This is a genomic window from Mycobacterium sp. SMC-11, assembly GCF_046250095.1.
Taxonomy (GTDB): Bacteria; Actinomycetota; Actinomycetes; order Mycobacteriales; family Mycobacteriaceae; genus Mycobacterium; species Mycobacterium heraklionense_A.
This window is the reverse complement of record NZ_CP176430.1, coordinates 1,589,369-1,607,232: the sequence shown is the minus strand read 5'-3', so window position 1 is coordinate 1,607,232 and position 17,864 is coordinate 1,589,369. Positions and strand designations below refer to the sequence as shown.

General features: G+C 67.4%; 18 protein-coding genes. 7 read left to right on the top strand and 11 right to left on the bottom strand.

Annotated features, from left to right (window positions below):
- Nucleotides 1-115: 115 nt before the first annotated feature.
- Nucleotides 116-973: a ribonuclease Z gene (locus ACKY0X_RS07595; RefSeq protein ID WP_409428938.1), complete on the top strand. Its 858-nt coding sequence runs from the start codon at nt 116-118 to the stop codon at nt 971-973.
- A gap of 100 nt (nt 974-1,073) precedes the next feature.
- Nucleotides 1,074-1,334, top strand: a complete 261-nt coding sequence (rpsT, locus tag ACKY0X_RS07590) for a 30S ribosomal protein S20 (RefSeq protein ID WP_024440738.1) — start codon at nt 1,074-1,076, stop codon at nt 1,332-1,334.
- Nucleotides 1,335-1,403: 69 nt separating this feature from the next.
- On the opposite strand, the gene holA is transcribed toward rpsT, so the two are convergent.
- The 4 genes from holA to ACKY0X_RS07570 form a co-directional block, all read right to left on the bottom strand.
- Entirely contained in the window at nt 1,404-2,366 is a 963-nt protein-coding gene (gene holA / locus ACKY0X_RS07585) for a DNA polymerase III subunit delta (protein WP_409428937.1), read from the bottom strand.
- A 12-nt stretch (nt 2,367-2,378) separates the two neighbouring features.
- Entirely contained in the window at nt 2,379-3,941 is a 1,563-nt protein-coding gene (locus ACKY0X_RS07580; RefSeq protein ID WP_409428936.1) for a ComEC/Rec2 family competence protein, read from the bottom strand.
- 2 nt (nt 3,942-3,943) lie between these two features.
- Entirely contained in the window at nt 3,944-4,792 is an 849-nt protein-coding gene (locus tag ACKY0X_RS07575; RefSeq protein WP_409428935.1) for a ComEA family DNA-binding protein, read from the bottom strand.
- Between the two features lie 101 nt (nt 4,793-4,893).
- On the bottom strand, nt 4,894-5,430 hold the full coding sequence (locus ACKY0X_RS07570) for a DUF4352 domain-containing protein (RefSeq protein WP_065040440.1): 537 nt from the start codon (nt 5,428-5,430) through the stop codon (nt 4,894-4,896).
- 109 nt (nt 5,431-5,539) lie between these two features.
- Here ACKY0X_RS07570 and ACKY0X_RS07565 point away from each other — a divergent pair, with 109 nt between their 5' ends.
- Nucleotides 5,540-6,700 (top strand): acyl-CoA dehydrogenase family protein, encoded by a 1,161-nt coding sequence (locus tag ACKY0X_RS07565; protein ID WP_046286526.1) that lies wholly within the window; start codon nt 5,540-5,542, stop codon nt 6,698-6,700.
- Between the two features lie 14 nt (nt 6,701-6,714).
- Nucleotides 6,715-7,824 carry an acyl-CoA dehydrogenase family protein gene (locus ACKY0X_RS07560; RefSeq protein WP_409428934.1) on the top strand — a complete coding sequence of 370 codons (1,110 nt, stop codon included), beginning with the start codon at nt 6,715-6,717 and terminating at the stop codon, nt 7,822-7,824.
- Between the two features lie 3 nt (nt 7,825-7,827).
- Here ACKY0X_RS07560 and ACKY0X_RS07555 read toward each other — a convergent pair whose 3' ends face one another.
- Nucleotides 7,828-9,045, bottom strand: a complete 1,218-nt coding sequence (locus ACKY0X_RS07555) for an enhanced intracellular survival protein Eis (RefSeq protein ID WP_409428933.1) — start codon at nt 9,043-9,045, stop codon at nt 7,828-7,830.
- 75 nt (nt 9,046-9,120) lie between these two features.
- Between ACKY0X_RS07555 and ACKY0X_RS07550 the strand changes: the two genes are divergently transcribed.
- Nucleotides 9,121-10,173 (top strand): dihydrodipicolinate reductase, encoded by a 1,053-nt coding sequence (locus tag ACKY0X_RS07550; RefSeq protein WP_409429542.1) that lies wholly within the window; start codon nt 9,121-9,123, stop codon nt 10,171-10,173.
- Between the two features lie 95 nt (nt 10,174-10,268).
- On the opposite strand, the gene ACKY0X_RS07545 is transcribed toward ACKY0X_RS07550, so the two are convergent.
- A complete protein-coding gene (locus ACKY0X_RS07545; protein ID WP_409428932.1) occupies nt 10,269-10,856 on the bottom strand; it encodes a PepSY domain-containing protein in 588 nt (195 codons plus the stop codon).
- Between the two features lie 254 nt (nt 10,857-11,110).
- Here ACKY0X_RS07545 and ACKY0X_RS07540 point away from each other — a divergent pair, with 254 nt between their 5' ends.
- Nucleotides 11,111-11,530, top strand: a complete 420-nt coding sequence (locus ACKY0X_RS07540; protein ID WP_165604518.1) for an MmpS family transport accessory protein — start codon at nt 11,111-11,113, stop codon at nt 11,528-11,530.
- Nucleotides 11,527-14,445 carry an RND family transporter gene (locus ACKY0X_RS07535; protein WP_409428931.1) on the top strand — a complete coding sequence of 973 codons (2,919 nt, stop codon included), beginning with the start codon at nt 11,527-11,529 and terminating at the stop codon, nt 14,443-14,445. The genes ACKY0X_RS07540 and ACKY0X_RS07535 overlap by 4 nt, the downstream gene beginning before the upstream one ends.
- A gap of 21 nt (nt 14,446-14,466) precedes the next feature.
- Here the strand turns inward: ACKY0X_RS07535 and ACKY0X_RS07530 are convergent, their stop codons facing one another.
- From ACKY0X_RS07530 to nadD, 5 genes are read right to left on the bottom strand one after another with little or no spacing between them, the layout of a single operon-like run.
- Entirely contained in the window at nt 14,467-15,309 is an 843-nt protein-coding gene (locus ACKY0X_RS07530) for a DegV family protein (RefSeq protein ID WP_409428930.1), read from the bottom strand.
- 7 nt (nt 15,310-15,316) lie between these two features.
- Nucleotides 15,317-16,048, bottom strand: coding sequence for a diglucosylglycerate octanoyltransferase (gene octT, locus ACKY0X_RS07525; protein WP_065040446.1), 732 nt, complete (start codon nt 16,046-16,048; stop codon nt 15,317-15,319).
- Nucleotides 16,038-16,733, bottom strand: coding sequence for a glucosyl-3-phosphoglycerate phosphatase (gene gpgP, locus ACKY0X_RS07520; RefSeq protein ID WP_065040447.1), 696 nt, complete (start codon nt 16,731-16,733; stop codon nt 16,038-16,040). The genes octT and gpgP overlap by 11 nt, the downstream gene beginning before the upstream one ends.
- Complete coding sequence (gene rsfS / locus ACKY0X_RS07515) at nt 16,730-17,134, bottom strand: ribosome silencing factor (protein WP_409428929.1); 405 nt, start codon at nt 17,132-17,134, stop codon at nt 16,730-16,732. The genes gpgP and rsfS overlap by 4 nt, the downstream gene beginning before the upstream one ends.
- Entirely contained in the window at nt 17,131-17,754 is a 624-nt protein-coding gene (gene nadD / locus ACKY0X_RS07510) for a nicotinate-nucleotide adenylyltransferase (protein WP_081654438.1), read from the bottom strand. Before nadD ends, rsfS begins: the two co-directional genes overlap by 4 nt.
- Between the last annotated feature and the right edge of the window lie 110 nt (nt 17,755-17,864).

The following is a 17,864-nucleotide window of genomic DNA, read 5'->3' as shown; positions in this document are numbered from 1 at the left end:
GCCGCAGTGATCTGCTTCACACCAGGCTAGGCCAATTCGCCCGGTCGGGGGTGGCGATAACGAAACTCAGCCGATCGCATGGCGCACGCCCGACATCTGTGGCATATGTGACGTCATGACGATCGAGATCACGCTACTGGGCACTGGAAGCCCGATCCCCGACCCGAACCGCGCCGGACCGTCGACGCTGATCCGAGCCGGGGGCCAGCAACTGCTGGTCGACTGCGGACGCGGGGTGCTGCAACGTTTGGCAGCGGCGGGTGGCTCGGCCAACACCCTGTCGGCACTGTTGCTCACCCACCTGCACAGCGATCACATCGCCGACCTGGGGGATCTGCTGATCACCCGATGGGTCACCACCTTCACCCCCGACACACCGCCGCTGCCGATCATCGGCCCGCCGGGCACCGCAGAGGTAGTGGAGGCGACCTTGCGCGCCTTCGGTCACGACATCGGCTACCGCATTGCCCACCACGACGATCTGACCGCCCCTCCCCCAGTCGACGTGCAGGAATACACCACCGGCCAGGTCTGGGACCGCGACCGGGTGCGGATCACCGTGGCGCCCACCGACCACCGGCCGGTCACACCGACCATCGGATTCCGGATCGAGCACTCCGACGACGACGGGACCGCCTCGGTGGTGATGGCCGGCGACACCGTGCCCTGCGACAGCCTCGACGAGCTGGCGACCGGGGCCGGTGCGTTGGTGCACACCGTCATCCGCAGCGACCTCATCGAGTTGCTGCCCCAGCAGCGCATCCGCGATATCTGCGACTACCACTCCTCGGTGGCCCAGGCTGCCGCGACCGCCAAACGGGCCGGGGTGGGCATCCTGGTGCTGACCCACTATGTGCCCGCCATCGCGCCCGGGCAGGAAGAACAGTGGCGGGCGCTGGCCGCCGCAGAATTCGACGGGCCGATCGAACTCGGCGACGACCTGCACCGAGTCGAGGTGACCGCCCGCAGCTGAGGCGAGTTGGGGAGTTACCGAACCAGCTGGTACCCTGAACAGCTGTTGCTCCCGCCTCGGGAGGCAAACCCAACTCAAGCTTTTGCGAAGGAATTACTCCGTGGCCAACATCAAGTCGCAGGTGAAGCGCAACCGGACCAACGAGCAAGCCCGGCTGCGCAACCAGTCGGTGAAATCGGCGGTGCGCACCGCGATCCGCGCCTTCCGCGAGGCCGCCGCAGCCGGCGACAAGGACAAGGCCGGCGTGCTGCTGGTCTCGACCAGCCGCAAGCTGGACAAGGCCGCCAGCAAAGGCGTCATCCACAAGAACCAGGCCGCCAACAAGAAGTCGGCGCTGGCGAAGGCGCTCAACCAGCTCTGACCTAGCGGATTGCCCGCAAGCGCAGGCCCCTGTTTCCACTGGTGAACAGGGGCCTTCGTGTTGCCTGGATCAGCGGTCGGCCAACTCGGCGACCCCGCGGACCGCGGCCTCCAATGCGTAGTCGGCGTCGGCAGCGGCGCCCTTGACGTCGGCGTTGAGGGCGGCCACCAACCGCACCGCGGCCGCCATCGTCCCCGGCGACCAAAACCGGGCCTGCTTCTGCGCCTTCTGCACCCGCCAGGGCGGCATGCCCAATTCACCGGCCAGCCGGTAGGGATCACCGGACTTGGACCGCACCCGGGCGATGGTGTGAATCGCCTCGGCCAGGGCATCGGCCAGCACCACGTGCGGTTCGCCACGAATCATCGCCCAGCGCAGCGCCTCGGTGGCACCGGCGACGTCGCCGACGACCGCCCGATCGGCGACGTCGAACCCTTTCACCTCGGCCTTGCCGCTGTGATAGCGGCGCACCGCGATGGCGTCGACATGCCCGCCGGTATCGGCGACCAGCTGCGAACACGCCGAGGCCAGTTCCCGGATATCGGAGCCCACCGCGTCGAGCAATGCCGTCACAGTGTCGTCGTCGACGCGGACCTTGAGCCCGCGGAACTCGGCGCGAACAAAGTCGGAGCGTTCGGAGGCCTTGGTGATGCGGGCGCAGGCGTGCACCTCGGCGCCGAGCTCCCGCAGCTTCCCCGCCAGTGCCTTGGCCCGACCCGCACCGGAGTGCACCACAACCAGCACGGTGCCCAGCGGAATATCGGCGGCTGTCGCTTCGATCAGCGTCACGGCGTCCTTGCCGGCTTCGGCGGCAGCCTCGAGCACCACCACCCGTTCGTCGGCGAACAGCGACGGGCTCAGCAGCTCCGCGAGTTCACCCGCCGCCACCTCACCGGCGCGCAACCGGTCCACCGGGATGTCGGTGGTGCCGGCCTGCGCCCGCACCCCGGCAAGCACCTGACCAACAGCCCGTTCGACCAGCAGCTCCTCGTCCCCGAGGATCAGATGCAGTGGCGAAACCGATTGGCTCACCCGCCAATCGTGTCACGCTGCGCCGACACCCGCCGAGCCGGTCAGCACCTGCGCGGCCGACCACGCCAGCAGGCATAGCCCCAACGCAGCCAGCACCCGGCGGCCCCACCGCCATCGCCAACAAATCACCACGAGGACTGCGGCGGCGCCCACCCCGACGACCCCTATGGGGCCGTCCGGCACCGGCACGGTGGCGGCCGGGAGTCCGCCGGCCCAGCGCGCGACGCGGCACACCCACCACAACTCCGGTCCGGTGAACCGGATCAGTAGATAGGCGCCCGCCGGCCACCACCCGCACAGCACCGCCGCCGCGCTGCCCAGCACGGTGATCGGCGCGACCAGCGCCGCCACCGCCAGGTTGGCCACCGTACTGACCAGGCTGAGCCGCCCGGAGATGCCCGCGATCAACGGCGCGGTGACCAGATTGGCCGCCCACGCCACGCAGACCGCGGCGGCCAGCGGCCGAGGCCACCCATGCGCCTCCAGCCGGGCCGTCCAGACCGGCGCGATGAGCACCAGCGCCGCGGTAGCCACCACCGACAGCGCGAACCCGACGTCGACCGCCAAGTGCGGGGCCAACGCCAGCAGCACCAGCACACTGGCCGCCAGACTCGGCACCGCCTGCCGGCTGCGCGCCGACAGCACGCCCAACAAGGCGATGGCCCCCATCACCGCCGCCCGCAACACACTGGCCGTGGGCTGCACGACGATGACGAACGCGACCAGGGCACCCCCGGCCAGCACCACAGCAGCCCGCGGCCCCACCAACCGCGCCGAAAACAGCACCGCACCGCAGACGATCGTCACATTGGCCCCGGAGACCGCCATCAGATGCGTCAGCCCCGCGGCCCGAAAGTCTCGACCGGTGGTAGCAGTGATCGTCGAGGTGTCGCCGAGTACCAATGCGGGCAGCATCCGGGCCTGCTCGTCCGGCAGCACACGCGCGGCGGCGACCGCGAACCGGGCCCGTACCCGATGCGCTGCCCGCGCCACGGGTCCGGGCTGCCCGCGCACCGCAGCGCCGCTGGCGGTGAGCACCGCCACCGACAGATCCCGCCGGGCCGGGCGGGCGACCTTGGCGCGGAACGCCATCGACTGGCCCACCATCACCTCGCCGAATTCGACGCCGGAGGCGAATACCAGCACCCGACCCGAGGCGACGACGTCGTCGAGGCGCTGCAAGGTGGCCCGAAACAGCACCCGCCGGGCACCGGCGGGCAGTGGACTCTCACTCGGGGTGACCGTCACCGCCGCGGTCGTGCCGCACAGCGCGGCGATCGGGTGGTGCTCGACGGAAGCAGTACGCAACGCTACAGCCCATCCGAAGCCCGCCCCCGCCATCGATGCCGCGGCAACCGCCGCACCCACCAGCCGCCAACCGGGGCGCCGCCGCCGTCCGGCGCACCACCACAACACCCCGGCGGCCCCAGCCAGCAGGGCACACAGCACCGCCAGCACGCCGCCGATCTGCCACTGAATACCGGCCGCGGTGACCAGCCAGCCCAACACCGCCGCCGGCACCAGCCGAACGTCGAGGCGGGCCGCCGGCACCGGTTCGGCCGCGGGCGACGTCACGCTCAGACACGAACCAGGGCACGCAGCTTCTCCAGGCGCGCCGGGCCGATTCCGTCGACATCGCCGAGCTGATCGACGCGAGTGAACTTCCCATGGCTGTCGCGCCAGGCCACGATCGCCGCAGCGGTCACCGGCCCCACCCCGGGCAGGGCGTCGAGCTGCTCGACTGTCGCGGTGTTGAGGTTCACCGGCTCGCCCGGTTCATGTTTGGGCTCTGGACCGGTCGGCGCGGTGCTGGTGCGGGGTGCCTCCGGCACCGGTGAGACGGCACCCACCGAACTGCCCAGCACCGGCAGCCCCGCCGGTGGCGCCAGACCGACCACGATCTGTTCACCATCGACTAAGGGCCGGGCCAGGTTCAGCCCGACCGTATCCGCGCCGTCGAGGGCCCCGCCGGCCGCGGTCAGCGCATCGGCAATCCGGGCTCCGGGCGACAACGTCGCCAGACCCGGCTTGTGCACCAGGCCGACCACGCTGACCACAACCTGCTCGGCCGGCGGCGCCGCAGTGCCGGCGGCCGACTCATCGGTACGCGGACTGGCAGTCGAAACCATCTCCACCGGTGGCAATTTCGCACTCCGCACCGGAGCAGGCTGATCACGCAGCACGGTGAACACGGTGACGAGCACCGCCACCGCAGCGATCACCGCCAAGGCGATCGCACCGGTCTTGCCCGGGTCCGCCCGCACTTTGGCAAGCCAGCCCGCGTCGGCTGCACCGTCAGGCAGCCAACGCGGCAGCAACGAATTCGGGTCATCCTCGTCGGCGTCGGCGGCGTGCTCGCCACGGTCGGATTCCGGGAGCAGGCCGAGCCGACGTTGCAGCCGCTCGCCGGGTGGTTCTGGTGCCATGCGCCGACGGTAGGCGCCGACACCGTCAGTCCGGTTCGCTCAGCGCACGATCCGAGCTGATCTGTGGATCAACCACGGACTGTGCGTAACCTGCTGCGGCGCTAGGGGTTCAGCCACTCCCCGACGTCTTGCGAGATCCCCGACGACGGCGCATAGCGGACCTTCGCCGCTGTGACCCCGGTAGGCAGCGCGAAGACGACGCAGCCGGTGTTCGCCGACCCGGCGGGGATCAGGAACCAGCCGTAGGCGAAGTCCTTGCACTCGTTCACGGTGGCGAAATCGGCCGGGTAGTTCTGGTCGTCGGAACCCACCACCGTAACGTCGCTGTTGGTGTTGCCGACGATGGTCGTGGTTCCGGCGTTCTCGATCCGCAGCTTGGTCGCAAGGTAGGTCTTGCCCGCCGTGCCCCAGCCGTTCGGGACGGTCGCCGGTGCGATGACCTCCGTCAACGTCACGGCGATCTTCTGCCCGCCGATGCGCATTAGGTCGAGCGTCTGGCCGATGTGCGCGGCTGGTCGCGGGGCCGGTGTCTGCCGGGCCCCCGGCGATGAGTCCGACTGGGCGTTCTCCGCGGTCTCCGCCGAGCACGACACGAGAGACAAAACCAGGACACAGAGCGCGACGACCCACCGTCTCATGAGGTCCAGCCTACAAAAGCGCACGGTAAGCCCTCCCCCGAACGGCCGCAGAAGTGACGATTAGGGTGCATACCAACCGTGAGTTCACCCAACCAACCGGGAGGTCGACGTGAGACTGGCACTGAGCGCGGAGGAGGCCGCTTTCCGCGACGAAATGCGGACCTTCTTCACCACCGAGATCCCGGCTGACATTCGCGAACGCAGCCGGTTGGGTCATTCGAACTTTCCTGACGACATCGTCACCACCCAGCGCATCCTCAACGCCAACGGCCTGGCGGTACCGAACTGGCCGGTCGAGTGGGGCGGCAAGGACTGGACGCTGACCCAGCACCAGATCTGGCACGACGAGATGCAGCTGGCCTCGGTGCCCGAACCGCTGACCTTCAACGCCAAGATGGTGGGGCCGGTGATCGCGGAATTCGGTTCCCAGGCGATCAAGGAACGCTTCCTGCCCGCCACCGCCAACCTGGACATCTGGTGGTGCCAGGGCTTCTCCGAGCCGGAAGCCGGCTCCGACCTGGCAAGCCTGCGCACCACGGCGGTGCGCGACGGCGACAGCTACATCGTCAACGGACAGAAGACCTGGACTACCCTCGGCCAGTACGCGGACTGGATCTTCTGCCTGGTGCGCACCGACCCGCAGGCCCCCAAGAAGCAGGCCGGCATCTCCTTCCTGCTGTTCCGGGTCGACACCCCGGGTGTCACCATGCGGCCGATCAAGCTGATCGACGGCGGCTACGAGGTCAACGAGGTGTTCTTCTCCGACGTGCGGGTGCCCGCCGATCAGCTGGTCGGTGAGGAGAACCACGGCTGGACCTACGCGAAGTTCCTGCTGGGCAACGAGCGCACCGGCATCGCCGGGGTGACCCGCACCAAGGTGCGTGTCGCCGAACTCAAGCAACGCGCCAAGGCGTTGGGGGCCCTCGACGATCCGCTGTTCGCCGCCCGGGTCGCCGAACTCGAGAACGATCTGCTGGCGCTCGAGCTCACCCAGATGCGGGTGTCGAGCGACTCCGCCGACGGCAAGCCGAACCCGGCGTCCTCGGTGCTCAAGCTGCAGGGCAGCCAGCTGCAGCAGGCCGCCACCGAGCTGTTCGTGGAGCTGGCCGGTCCCGATGTTCTGCCCTTCGAGGCAGGCGACGGCATCGCAACGCCCTCCTGGGCGCAGGACGCGGCACCGACGTATCTGAACTACCGCAAGACCTCGATCTACGGCGGCAGCAACGAGGTACAGCGGACCATCATCGCGTCGACCATTCTCGGCCTTTAGGAGGTATGACAGCTATGGACTTCCAACTCAGCGACGAGCAGGTTCTGCTGCGCGACACCACCCGTTCAATGTTGTCGGGCTATGACACCGAGACCCGCAACAAGGTCATCGAGACCGACCCCGGATTCAACCCCGAGGTGTGGAAGCAACTGGCGGACATCGGGATTCTCGGTCTAGGTTTCGACCCACAGGAATCCGGCCCGCTGGAAATCATGGTGGTGCTCACCGAGATCGGCCGGCGGGTGGCGCCGGAACCCGTCGTACACGGGGCACTCGGGCCGGGCGCGCTGATCGCCGAGCGCGGCACCGCCGAGCAGCGCGCGCTGCTCGACACCGTCGCCGAAGGCGAGCGGATTCTGGCGTTCGCCCACACCGAGCCGGGCATGCGGGGAACCGCAGGCAAGGTGGCGACCACGGCTGTGCAGCAAGGCGATTCGTGGCAGCTCAACGGACGTAAGAACCCGGTCCTGACCGGGGATCGCGCCGACACATTCGTCGTCAGCGCTGCGTTGCCCGACGGCGGGACGGGGCTGTTCCTGGTCGAGGCAGGCGCCGACGGCGTGACCCGTGCGCCCTACCGGACCTTCGACGGCCAACGCGGGGCCCAGGTCGACTTCGCCGATGCCCCGGCCACCGCGCTGGGTGAGGCGACCGACGCCTCGGCCGCCATCGAGCGCGCCGTCATTCGCATCTCCTCGGCACTGTGCGCCGAGGCCGTCGGCGCGATGGAAGAGGCTTTGCGCCTGACCACCGATTACCTCAAGACGCGCAAGCAATTCGGGGTCACGCTCAACACCTTCCAGACCCTGACCCAGCGCGCCGCCGACATGTACGTGTCGCTGGAGTTGGCCCGCAGCATGAGCATGTACGCGGCGATGTCGCTCGCCGACGGCAACTACGACCCGGTGATCGCGGCGCGCGCCAAGCTGCAGATCGGCCGGTCCGGGCGCCACATCGCTCAGGAGGCCATCCAGCTGCACGGCGGGATCGGGGTGACCTGGGAGTACCCGGTCGGACACCTTGCGGCCCGGCTCACCGCGATCGACCACACCCTGGGTTCGTCGCAGGATCAGCTGCACGTGCTGATCGACAACCTGAGCAGCTACGACCTGGCCAAGCTGTAGCAGCTAAAAACCGAAACCGATCTGGGCGGCGACGTCACTGGCGAACGCCGCATCCAGTCGGTGCACCAGGGCGTCGTCGCGACACCGCAGCCTGCCAGCTCTGGCGAGCGACGACGCCCGGTGTGCACCGAAGTACAGACTGCCCAGCACATCCAGGTCCAGCTCCACCTCGGCGTCCGCATCGGTCGGGGCGCACTCGGCGACTCCGTCGCGGATTGTGAGCGCGAATCGCCCACCGTCGCTGCGGAATCCGTCACGAACCGCCACGACGACGGACAGCTCGGGCAAGTCCACGGCGTAGCGGCGGGCCATCAGCACAGCGGGAATATCCATCATCCGCAGCCACAGTCCGTCCGAGCGGCCGGTAGTGGTGGCCAGCCGGGTATCGGTCAGCAGGTAAGGCATCGAATCGTCCGGATGGGTCTCGACGACGATCTTTCCCATCAGGTCCAACCCGAGCAGCGCCCGCCACAACGCGGCGTGCGCCTCCGGGGTCACCGCCCGAAACTCCTCGACTCGCACCATCTTTGGCTCGCCCGCATGCACGCGGTAGAGCACATAGCCGTCGGGATGCAGCATCGCGAGCCATTCGGTGCCGCCCTCGCGGGTGTTCTCCCGGTCGGCGAGCAGGTCATCCCAGAGCACCAACGGGCGCACCAAACCGCCCGGGACGCGCTGGCGCCAGCGCTGGTAGATCGCCGCGAACTCGTCGCGGCTATCGGCAGCTTTGACCAGCCGTACTCCGCCGGGGTCGGGTGCGTCGGGGTGCAGCTGGGCGAACCGCCGGTCGATGGTCAGCTCGTGGTCCACCGTCGCCGGGCCGTAACCGAACCGCCCGTAGATTCCGCCCTCACTGGCGGTCAGTGCCGCGATCGAATAGCCCGAATCAGCAATGCGCCGATGCAATTCGGTGTACATCATCCGGAGCACACCGCGGCGGCGGTGGGTCGGAGCCACCACGACGAAGCTGATCCCGGCCACTGGCAGCACCGTCCCGCCGGGCACGGTCAACTCCAGGTCCAAGTAGCCGGACATTCCGACCACGGCATCACCGTCGCAGACCACGATGGCGCTGTCGGGCGTAGTCAGGGTTCGCCAGGCGGCCATCGATTCGGCGTCCCAATCCTCGCCGAATCCGGTGGCGCCCAGCACCGCCATCGCGGCCCAATCGTCCTCGGTGGCGGTTCGCAGGGTCAGGGTTTGGGTTAGGGTGCCGGTCACGCCGATCGAGGCTGCCACAAACGCGCTGGGACCGCACCCCAATAATGTGGGATACACCCGTCACCGAGGAGCATGATGCCCGTTTCCACCCGCCCCCTTCGCGTCATCCAATGGACCACCGGAAACATCGGGCAGCGCTCGCTGCACGCCATCATCGGCCGGCCCGACATGGAGCTCGTCGGGGTCTACGCCCACGGCAAGGACAAGGCCGGGGTGGACGCCGCCGAGTTGGCCGGCTGGCCGGAACCGACCGGAATCACCGCCACCAATGACATCGACGCCCTGATCGCGCTCAAGCCGGACGCGTGCTGTTACAACCCGCTGTGGCCCAGCATCGATGAGTTGGTGCGGCTGCTGGAGGCCGGGGTGAACGTGTGCTCGACGGCGGCCTGGATCACCGGCGGCAAGCAGAGCGCCGAAGACCGCAAGCGCATCGAGGACGCCTGCCGGGCCGGGAACTCCACCATGTTCGGCAGCGGCGCGCACCCCGGGCTGACCAACATGGTCGGCATGGTGCTGTCCGGGGCGTGCGAGCGGGTCGACGAGATCCGGATCACCGAATCGGTGGACTGCTCGACGTACGAGTCGGCGGCCACCATGGCAGCGATGGGCTTCGCCCAAGACCCCGATACCCCCGGGTTAGCCGAAAGCGTCCGCCGGGAGAGCGAGGTCTTTGCCGAGTCCGCGGCGATGATGGCCGACGCCATCGGCGCACAGTTGGACCGCATCACCTTCGACGTGCAGTTCACCGCCGCGACCGGCGACAGCGACCTGGGTTTCATGAAGATCCCGGCCGGCACGGTGGGCAGTGTCTTCGGCTATCACCGCGGCTGGGTCGGGACGCGCAACGTGGTCAGCGTCGGCTTCAACTGGATCATGGGCGACCAGGTCACCCCGCCCAAGCCGGTGGCGCACGGCCACGTCATCCAGGTGTTCGGGCTGCCCAATATGCGCACCGTGATCAACTGCCTGCCGCCGAAGGACTGGAACGAGCCGAACTTCAACGGTCTGGGATCGATCTACACGGCGATGCCAGTGACCAACGCGGTGCCGGCGGTGGTCGCGGCCGAGCCGGGCATCGTCACGCTGGCCGAGCTGCCACCGATCACGGGCCGCACCGGCGGTTAGCGAGGCTCGACGCAGGAGAGCCGAAGCTGGACCGCCGAATCAGACCCGGCGGTTAGCAAGGTTCGACGCAGGAGAGCCGAAGCTGAACCGCCGAGTTACACCTGCCGGTTGGCGGTGACCGCCCCCGTTGCTGCGTCGACGGTGACGTCACGCTCGGCCAGTTTGTCGTCCCACACGTCGGCTTCCCAGACGACCGTGCCGTTCATGTCGAGCAGACTCAGCTCGGTGATCGAACTGTTGGGCACTGCGCGAAGTACGCGCTCCACGGCGCTGCGGTAGTCCAGATGAGTGCCGTCCACATTGGCGCGCCGCTTGGCCTTGTCGGCGTCGCTGTCGTCGGTCGCGACGGGGCCGACCAGCACAGACACCCCGTCAGAGTCGATCTTGACCTGGCGTTCGGTGCCGTCGCGAGTGACCACCCCGGCTTTCCAGGTACCGGCGTCGCTGGTCTGACTCTCGATGAAGATCAACACGCTGTCGGGCACCTGCGCGATCGCGAGGTCACCGGCGCGAAGCAGAGTGAGCGGATCGGGCGGGGCGTCGGGGCGAGTCCAAGACGCCCCGGGGGCCGACGGCTCCTCCGAGGACGCGCCCGACGTGCCCTTGCCGCTGCATCCGGCCAGCGCCAACGCTGCCACGATGACCACCGCACCGAATCGGACGACTTTTCCCAGAGCGTGCATCAGCGGCCATGCTACTGAAGTCGTGGCGTTGGTGCTGAACTCGAGTCGAGGCAGCCAGTCCCCCGCACCAACCCGCACCGAGACAGCAGATCTTGTGTTCCTTAGCCAGGCGAAGGTTATGCTGCCGAAGGGCGCGATTCGCGGAACCACCGATGCTTCCGACGAAGCCGGAGAGCAGGCCGTCCAGCGCCGACGTTCAACCGCACTATCAGCAGGCGGAAGGCGGTGAGATGGGGAGAATCTCGGTCGCCGGCATGCTCAAACGGCATTGGATTCCGCTGGTCTTCATTGTGGTCATCGCGATCTCGAGTGTGATCGTCAGCCGACTGCACAAGGTGTTCGCCTCCGAAGACCTCAATCCCCACGCCGGCGCCGGTATCGAAATCGTCCAGTTCAACCCGAAATCCGTCGCTTACGAGGCCTTCGGGCCGCCCGGCACCACCGCCGACATCAACTACTGGGACGCCGAAGCCAACGTCCATCAGCTGGTAGGCGTGCCGCTGCCGTGGACCTACACCGTGGTCACGGTGCTGCCCGCCGTCATGGCGAACATGATCGTGCAGGGCAACACCGGCGAGATCGGCTGCCGGATCAAGATCGATGACCGGCTGCTCGACGAACGCCGTGCCACCGGCCTCAATGCCCAGACCTTCTGCCTGGTGAAGTCCGGATGATCAAACGGATCAAAGAGCAGCTGGACCGCCACCAGGATCCGCACGTCAAGCGGCCGTTCTTCGCGCACATGCTGCGTATTTTCGCGGTGCCGATCATCATTGCCTGGATCGTGCTCACCGTGCTGGTGAATGTCCTTGTGCCCCAGTTGGAAGTCATCTCCGAGGAGCACTCCGCGCCGCTGGCGCCTGTCGATGCGCCATCGATGATTGCCAGCAAGCTGGTCGGCGAGAACTTTCAGGAATACAAGTCCAACAGCACCGTGATGATGGTGGTGGTCGGCGAGGACGAACTCGGCGATGCCGCCCACCATTACTACGACGAGATTGTCGCGAAGCTGGTCGCCGACAAAGATCACGTCGAACATGCCCAGGATTTCTGGCGTGACCGGCTGACCGCGGCAGGCGTGCAGAGCTCCGACGCCAAGGCGGCCTACATCATGCTCAACCTGGTGGGCAACCAGGGCATGACCGAGGCCAACGACTCAGTCGTCGCGGTCCGCCAGGCCATTGATGACACGCCCGCGCCGCCCGGGGTCCAGGCCTATGTCGCCGGGCCGGCGGCGCTGACCGCTGATCTACGCGAGATCGGCGACTCCAGTCTGGTCAAGATCACCCTGTTCACCATCGCCGCTATCGCGATCATGCTGTTGATCGTCTTCAGGTCGGTGTCGGCGATGTTGACCCAGCTGTTTCTGACCCTGCTCGAGCTGATCTGCGCCCGTGGTGTCGTCGCGGTCCTCGGCTTCAACAACGTCATGGGCCTGACGACGTTCGCGGTCAACATCATGGTGATGCTCGCGATCGCCGCAGGCACCGACTACGGCATCTTCCTCATCGGCCGGTACCGGGAAGCCCGGCTGGTCGGCGAGGATCGGGTCGATGCGTACTACACCACCGTGCGCAGTGTCACCCCGGTGGTGCTGGGTTCGGGCCTGACCATCGCCGGGGCGTCGGCGATGTTGTACTTCACCCGGCTGCCCTACTTCCACACCATGGGCATTCCGGTCTCGGTGGGCATGCTCGTGGTGGTCGGCGCCGCGCTCACCCTGGGACCGGCCATGCTGGTGGTGGTCACCAGCTTCGGTCTGCTCGAACCCAAAAAGGCTAAGCCGGGCGGGTTCTGGCGCCGGGCCGGCGTGTCGGTGGTGCGCTGGCCCGGGCCGATCGCGGTGGCCAGCCTGGCCATCATCATGATCGGTCTGGTCGCCCTGCCGGGTTTCAGACCGGGTTACGACGACCGCAAGTATCTGCCGCAGGAGACCCCGGTCAACGTGGCCTATGCCGCGGCGGAGAAACATTTCTCGGCGGCCCGGATGGCGCCGGACATCACCATGGTCGAATCCGACCACGACATGCGTAATCCCGCCGACATGCTGGTGCTGGACCGAGTCGCCAAGAACATCATGCGGGTGGTCGGGATCGGGATGATCCAGGACATCACTCGTCCCTTGGGAATTCCGCTGCAGCACAGCTCGATTCCGTTCCAACTCAGCGTCTCCAACCAACTGATGATCCAGAACATGAAGACGCTCAAGGACCGGATCAAGGACATCGACACTATCTCGCAGCAACTCGACAAGGACATCGAGTTGCTGATCCAGATGTACGGATACCTCCAGGAGGTCGACCGGACGTTCGACGACACCGCCGAGGTCACCCGAAACACCGTGGACGTCTCCGATCGGATCCGCGACCACATCGCCGAATTCGACGATCAGTTCCGCCCGCTGCGCAGCTACTTCTATTGGGAACCGCACTGCTTCGACATCCCGATGTGCAACGCGCTGCGCAACACCTTCGACGCCACCGACGGCATCGACCAACTCGCCGAGCAGCTGCACTACCTGTCCGACGACATCACCAAGACAGCGCGCCTGCTGCCGCAGGCGGTGGAACTGCTGCCGGCAGTGGTCGACACCATGCGAATCATGCGCGGCCTGGTGCTGACGGTGCACTCGACGTTCTCGGCGTTCATCGATCAGATGGAGGACCTGAGCAACACCCAGATCATGATGGGCCAAAGCTTCGACGACTCCAAGAACGACGATTTCTTCTATCTGCCCGCGGAAGCGTTCGACAACAAGGACTTCCAAACCGGCCTTCGGCTGTTCATGTCGCCGGACGGAAAGTCGGCGCGGTTCTTCGTCACGCACCAGACCTATCCGGCGACCGCGGAGGGCATCAAACGGGTTGAGCCGGAACGGATCGCTGCGCAGGAGGCCCTGAAGCAGTCGTCATTGGCAGATGCCAAGGTCTACATCGGCGGCATGGCTGCCCTCTATGAAGACATGCAGAACGGCGCCAAGTACGACCTGATGATCGCGATCGTGGCGTCGCTGACGTTGATCTTCTTGATCATGATGATGATCACCCGAAGCCTGGTGGCCGCCGCAGTCATCCTCGGCACCGCATCCAGCTCTATCGCCGCGTCGTTCGGCATCTCGGTGTTGATCTGGCAGCACATTTTCGGCCAACACATCTATTGGGTGACGCTGGTGCTGGCAGTGATCGTGTTGCTGGCCGTCGGCTCGGACTACAACCTGTTGCTGGTCTCGCGTTTCGAGGAGGAGATACACGCCGGGCTCAAGACCGGCTACATCCGGGCGATGGCGGGCAGCGGCGGCGTGGTGACCTCGGCTGGCATGGTATTCGCCGCCACCATGGGCATCATGTTCTTCAGCGATCTCAAGGCCATCGGAATGTATGGCACCACCGTGGCAATCGGGCTGCTGCTGGACACCTTCGTGGTCCGAGCGTTCTTCATGCCGTCGATCGCGACGTTGTTGGGCAAGTGGTTCTGGTGGCCGCAGGTGGTCCGGCCGTGGGGTCCCAACAAGAACATTCGCGGGATCGCAGCACACACCCCGCGTGAAGAGTCCACCGATACCGACAGATTCGCTGCCCCTACGCAGTAGGCAACGCCGGCGTTGACGCGCTCAGCTCCCACCCGGGTCGACGTCGACGCACACCGCGACCGCGCCGGCCCCCACATGCAGGGCCAACGTCGGGCACAGGCTGGTGATCACCGCTGGCTCACAGACCGGCAACCGCTCCGCCAGAGCGCCGGCCACCTCTTGGGCCCCCTGGGGATTGGCCACGTGATGCACCGCCAGCGCCGCCGAGCGATCTTCGACCACCTCACAGACCCGGTCGATCATCGACGCGACGGCCTTGCTGACGGTGCGGATGCGTTGGGCCAGAACGAGCTTTCCCTCCTCGACCGCCAGCAGCGGTTTGAGCGACAAGGCGGTGCCCAGCCAGGCCGCCGCACTGCCGATCCGGCCGCTGCGCCGCAGATTGTCGAGCCGCTGCACCACCATGTAGGCGTGAGCACGTTGCACGGCGGCGTCCGCCGCTGCCGCAACGCCGTGCAGGTCTGCGCCACCGGCGGCCGCTCGGGCCGCGGCCAAGACCGCGAATCCGGTGCCCATCGCCGCCGATTTCGAGTCGATCACCAGCACGCCGGGCCCGATCTGACCGGCTACCTGTTCGGCGGTGCCGAACGTCCCCGACAGCGCCGAGGAGATGTGCACCGCCACCACCCCAGAGCCCGCGCTGTAGTCAAGCGCATTCCGGTAGACCTCCGCCAGTTCCTCCGGGCCCGCCCCGGAGGTGGTGACGCGCTCTCGCGCATAAATGTCTGCGGGCACGTCGTCGACGCCGTCGCGCAGATCGGCTCCGTCGAGCAGGATGTGCAGCGGTACCGTGCGAATCCCCCAGCGGTCACGCGCCTCGAGCGGCAGGCAGGCCGACGAATCGGTGACAACGACAACGCTCATCGGGCGGTCACCCCAACGGGCCGGGGACGCCGGCCTCACTCAGGGCTTTGAGCATCAGGTCGGCGACCGCCCGGTGCGCTTCGAAGTTCCAATGGATGCCGTCGGGATTTGCACGCCCGCTCATGACCTCATCGCCCACCGCGGCCTTCAGGTCCACCAGCGGCACATCGTGTTCCCGCGACCAGGCCGTGATGGCGCGCACCGTGGGTTCCCGGCCCTGGTGGGCGCGGCCGTAGGTGTCGGCGATGTGCACCGACGGCAGCGAAGCCACGATGGGAATGCCCGGTCGGTTGAAGTCGATTGCGCCCCTGGTCATCTCAAGATATTCCACGGTGAGATGCGGCGGTAGGGCCGCCCGCGCCACCGGCGAGAACCGGGGCTGCAGCCAGCCGTAGCCGTCTCGGACCCAACGCCGCAGCCAGGCCGGCCGCACGTAACGGATCAATTCACGCATGGCCGTCGGCCACACCGAGGGCAGTGAGTCCATCCCGCTGGTGGCGAAGATGACCGCACCGGCCCGCGGCAGTGCCGCCCACGCCCGGGGATCCTGGGTGGACGCCCACCAGACGTCTCGGCTGGTCCAGCCGATCCGACCGATCAGTTCGACATCCCAGTCCAGCTGACTGGCAACGATGTTCGGCCAGATCCGCGGATCATCGGCAGGCAGCCCGCCGGTGGGCCCGTAGTAGGACAGCGAGTCGGCGAAGACCAGCAGGGTGGGACGCGTTTCAGAGGACATCGCTGGCCACCTGGGCTGAGGCGTTCCAGACGTCGAGACGCCACCGCACACCGGCGAAGTCGTCCTGGTCTGAATCCGCGTTGGAATCCGGGCCGTCAGAGTATCCGCTGAGCTGGGTCCAACTGGCGTTGGCCATCCCACCCAGCACCGGCCAGTTCTCCACCGGCAGCCGTAGCAAGGCCGCGGTCAGGGCGGCGATCAGCCCGCCGTGGGCGACCAGCACCACCGGCTGATCGGCGTGATCGGCTCTGCCCCAGTCCGGCTCCGCTGCCACCAGCTCGCGCACCAACGGGACGCTGCGCTCGGCCACGTCGATGCGGCTCTCCCCGCCGTGCGGTGCCCACCGGGCGTCGTCACGCCAGGCCAACCGGGCGCCCGGTGCGGCGGCGTCGACCTCTTCGTGGGTCAGCCCCTGCCAGTCACCCAGATGAGTCTCCCGCAGCCGGGTGTCGACCCGGACCTGCAAGCCGTTGTGCTCAGCCAGCACGGTGGCGGTGTCGTAGGCCCGCCACAGGTCCGAGGACACGATCAGCAGCGGGTGCCGTTTGCGCAGCACCTCCGCCGCCGCCTCCGCCTGCGCCCGGCCCAGGTCACTGAGGACGGTGTCCAACTGGCCCTGCATCCGGCTGCCGGCGTTGAACTCGGTCTGGCCGTGTCGCAGCAGGATCAACCTGCGGACCCTCACGAGGCGTCCTCGGGCGCCGACTCACCGGCTGCGTCCGCTGAGTCTTCTGAGTCCACCGGCACCAGCGGGCAGTCCTTCCACAACCGGTCCAGCGCGTAGAAGTCCCGCTCGTCCTGGTGCTGGATGTGCACGACGATGTCGACGTAGTCCAGCAGAGTCCAGCGCCCCTCCCGCGTGCCCTCTCGGCGTGCCGGCTTGTAGCCGGCCAGGCGCATCTTGTCCTCGACCTCGTCGACGATGGCGTTGACCTGGCGCTCGTTGGAGGCCGAGGCGATGACAAAGCAGTCGGTGATGACCAGCTGCGCTGAGACGTCGATGACGACGACGTCGTCGGCCAGCTTGTTCGAGGCGGCGCCGGCCGCCACGGTGGCCATCCGCACGGCCTCGGGTGTCGCGGTCATTGTTGGTCTCCGGGGGTCGGTTGATAGAGGCGGCGCTTGGACACGTACTGGACCACCCCGTCTGGTACCAGGTACCAGATCGGGCGGGATTCTGCCGCGCGCCGGCGGCAATCGGTGGAAGAGATCGCCAGTGCCGGCACTTCGACCAGCGTCAAGGCGTGCGGCGGCAGGGAGCCGAGCGCATCAGCGAGATGGTCGCCATTGAGCTCGTAGCCGGGCCGGCTCACCCCGACAAACCGCGCCATCTCGAACATCTCCGGCCAATCCTGCCAGGACAGAATGGTGGCCAGCGCGTCTGCACCGGTAATGAAGTAGAGCTCGGCGTCGGGGTTCTGTTCTTGCAGGTCGCGCAAGGTGTCTTTGGTGTAGGTGGGGCCGCCGCGATCGATGTCGGCGCGGCTCACCGAGAACCGTGGGTTTGACGCAGTGGCGATGACCGTCATCAGGTACCGGTCCTCGGCGGCCGTGACGCGACGGTCCTTGAGCCACGGCTGGCCCGTCGGCACGAAAACCACTTCATCGAGCTCGAACAGGTCGGCCACCTCGCTGGCCGCGACCAGGTGGCCATGATGGATGGGATCGAACGTCCCACCCATGACTCCAAGCCGCCGTTTTCGCACGATAGGCCAGCTTACTTGGGGTCCTCATCGGCGTGAGCGCGCTGGTGTGCACCGCTCGCTTAAGGTGTAATCGGCCGACCCGCCGAGCGGCTTTCCGCTTCGGCGTACTC

Bases quoted from the DNA above. Each gene is read 5' to 3' on its own strand.
- ACKY0X_RS07595 (WP_409428938.1), top strand. From the start codon at position 116: ATGACGATCGAGATCACGCTACTGGGCACTGGAAGCCCGATCCCCGAC.
- ACKY0X_RS07575 (WP_409428935.1), bottom strand. From the start codon at position 4,792: ATGGCACCAGAACCACCCGGCGAGCGGCTGCAACGTCGGCTCGGCCTG.
- ACKY0X_RS07570 (WP_065040440.1), bottom strand. From the start codon at position 5,430: ATGAGACGGTGGGTCGTCGCGCTCTGTGTCCTGGTTTTGTCTCTCGTG.
- ACKY0X_RS07560 (WP_409428934.1), top strand. From the start codon at position 6,715: ATGGACTTCCAACTCAGCGACGAGCAGGTTCTGCTGCGCGACACCACC.
- ACKY0X_RS07550 (WP_409429542.1), top strand. From the start codon at position 9,121: ATGCCCGTTTCCACCCGCCCCCTTCGCGTCATCCAATGGACCACCGGA.
- ACKY0X_RS07545 (WP_409428932.1), bottom strand. From the start codon at position 10,856: ATGCACGCTCTGGGAAAAGTCGTCCGATTCGGTGCGGTGGTCATCGTG.
- ACKY0X_RS07540 (WP_165604518.1), top strand. From the start codon at position 11,111: ATGCTCAAACGGCATTGGATTCCGCTGGTCTTCATTGTGGTCATCGCG.
- ACKY0X_RS07535 (WP_409428931.1), top strand. From the start codon at position 11,527: ATGATCAAACGGATCAAAGAGCAGCTGGACCGCCACCAGGATCCGCAC.
- ACKY0X_RS07530 (WP_409428930.1), bottom strand. From the start codon at position 15,309: ATGAGCGTTGTCGTTGTCACCGATTCGTCGGCCTGCCTGCCGCTCGAG.
- octT (WP_065040446.1), bottom strand. From the start codon at position 16,048: ATGTCCTCTGAAACGCGTCCCACCCTGCTGGTCTTCGCCGACTCGCTG.
- rsfS (WP_409428929.1), bottom strand. From the start codon at position 17,134: ATGACCGCGACACCCGAGGCCGTGCGGATGGCCACCGTGGCGGCCGGC.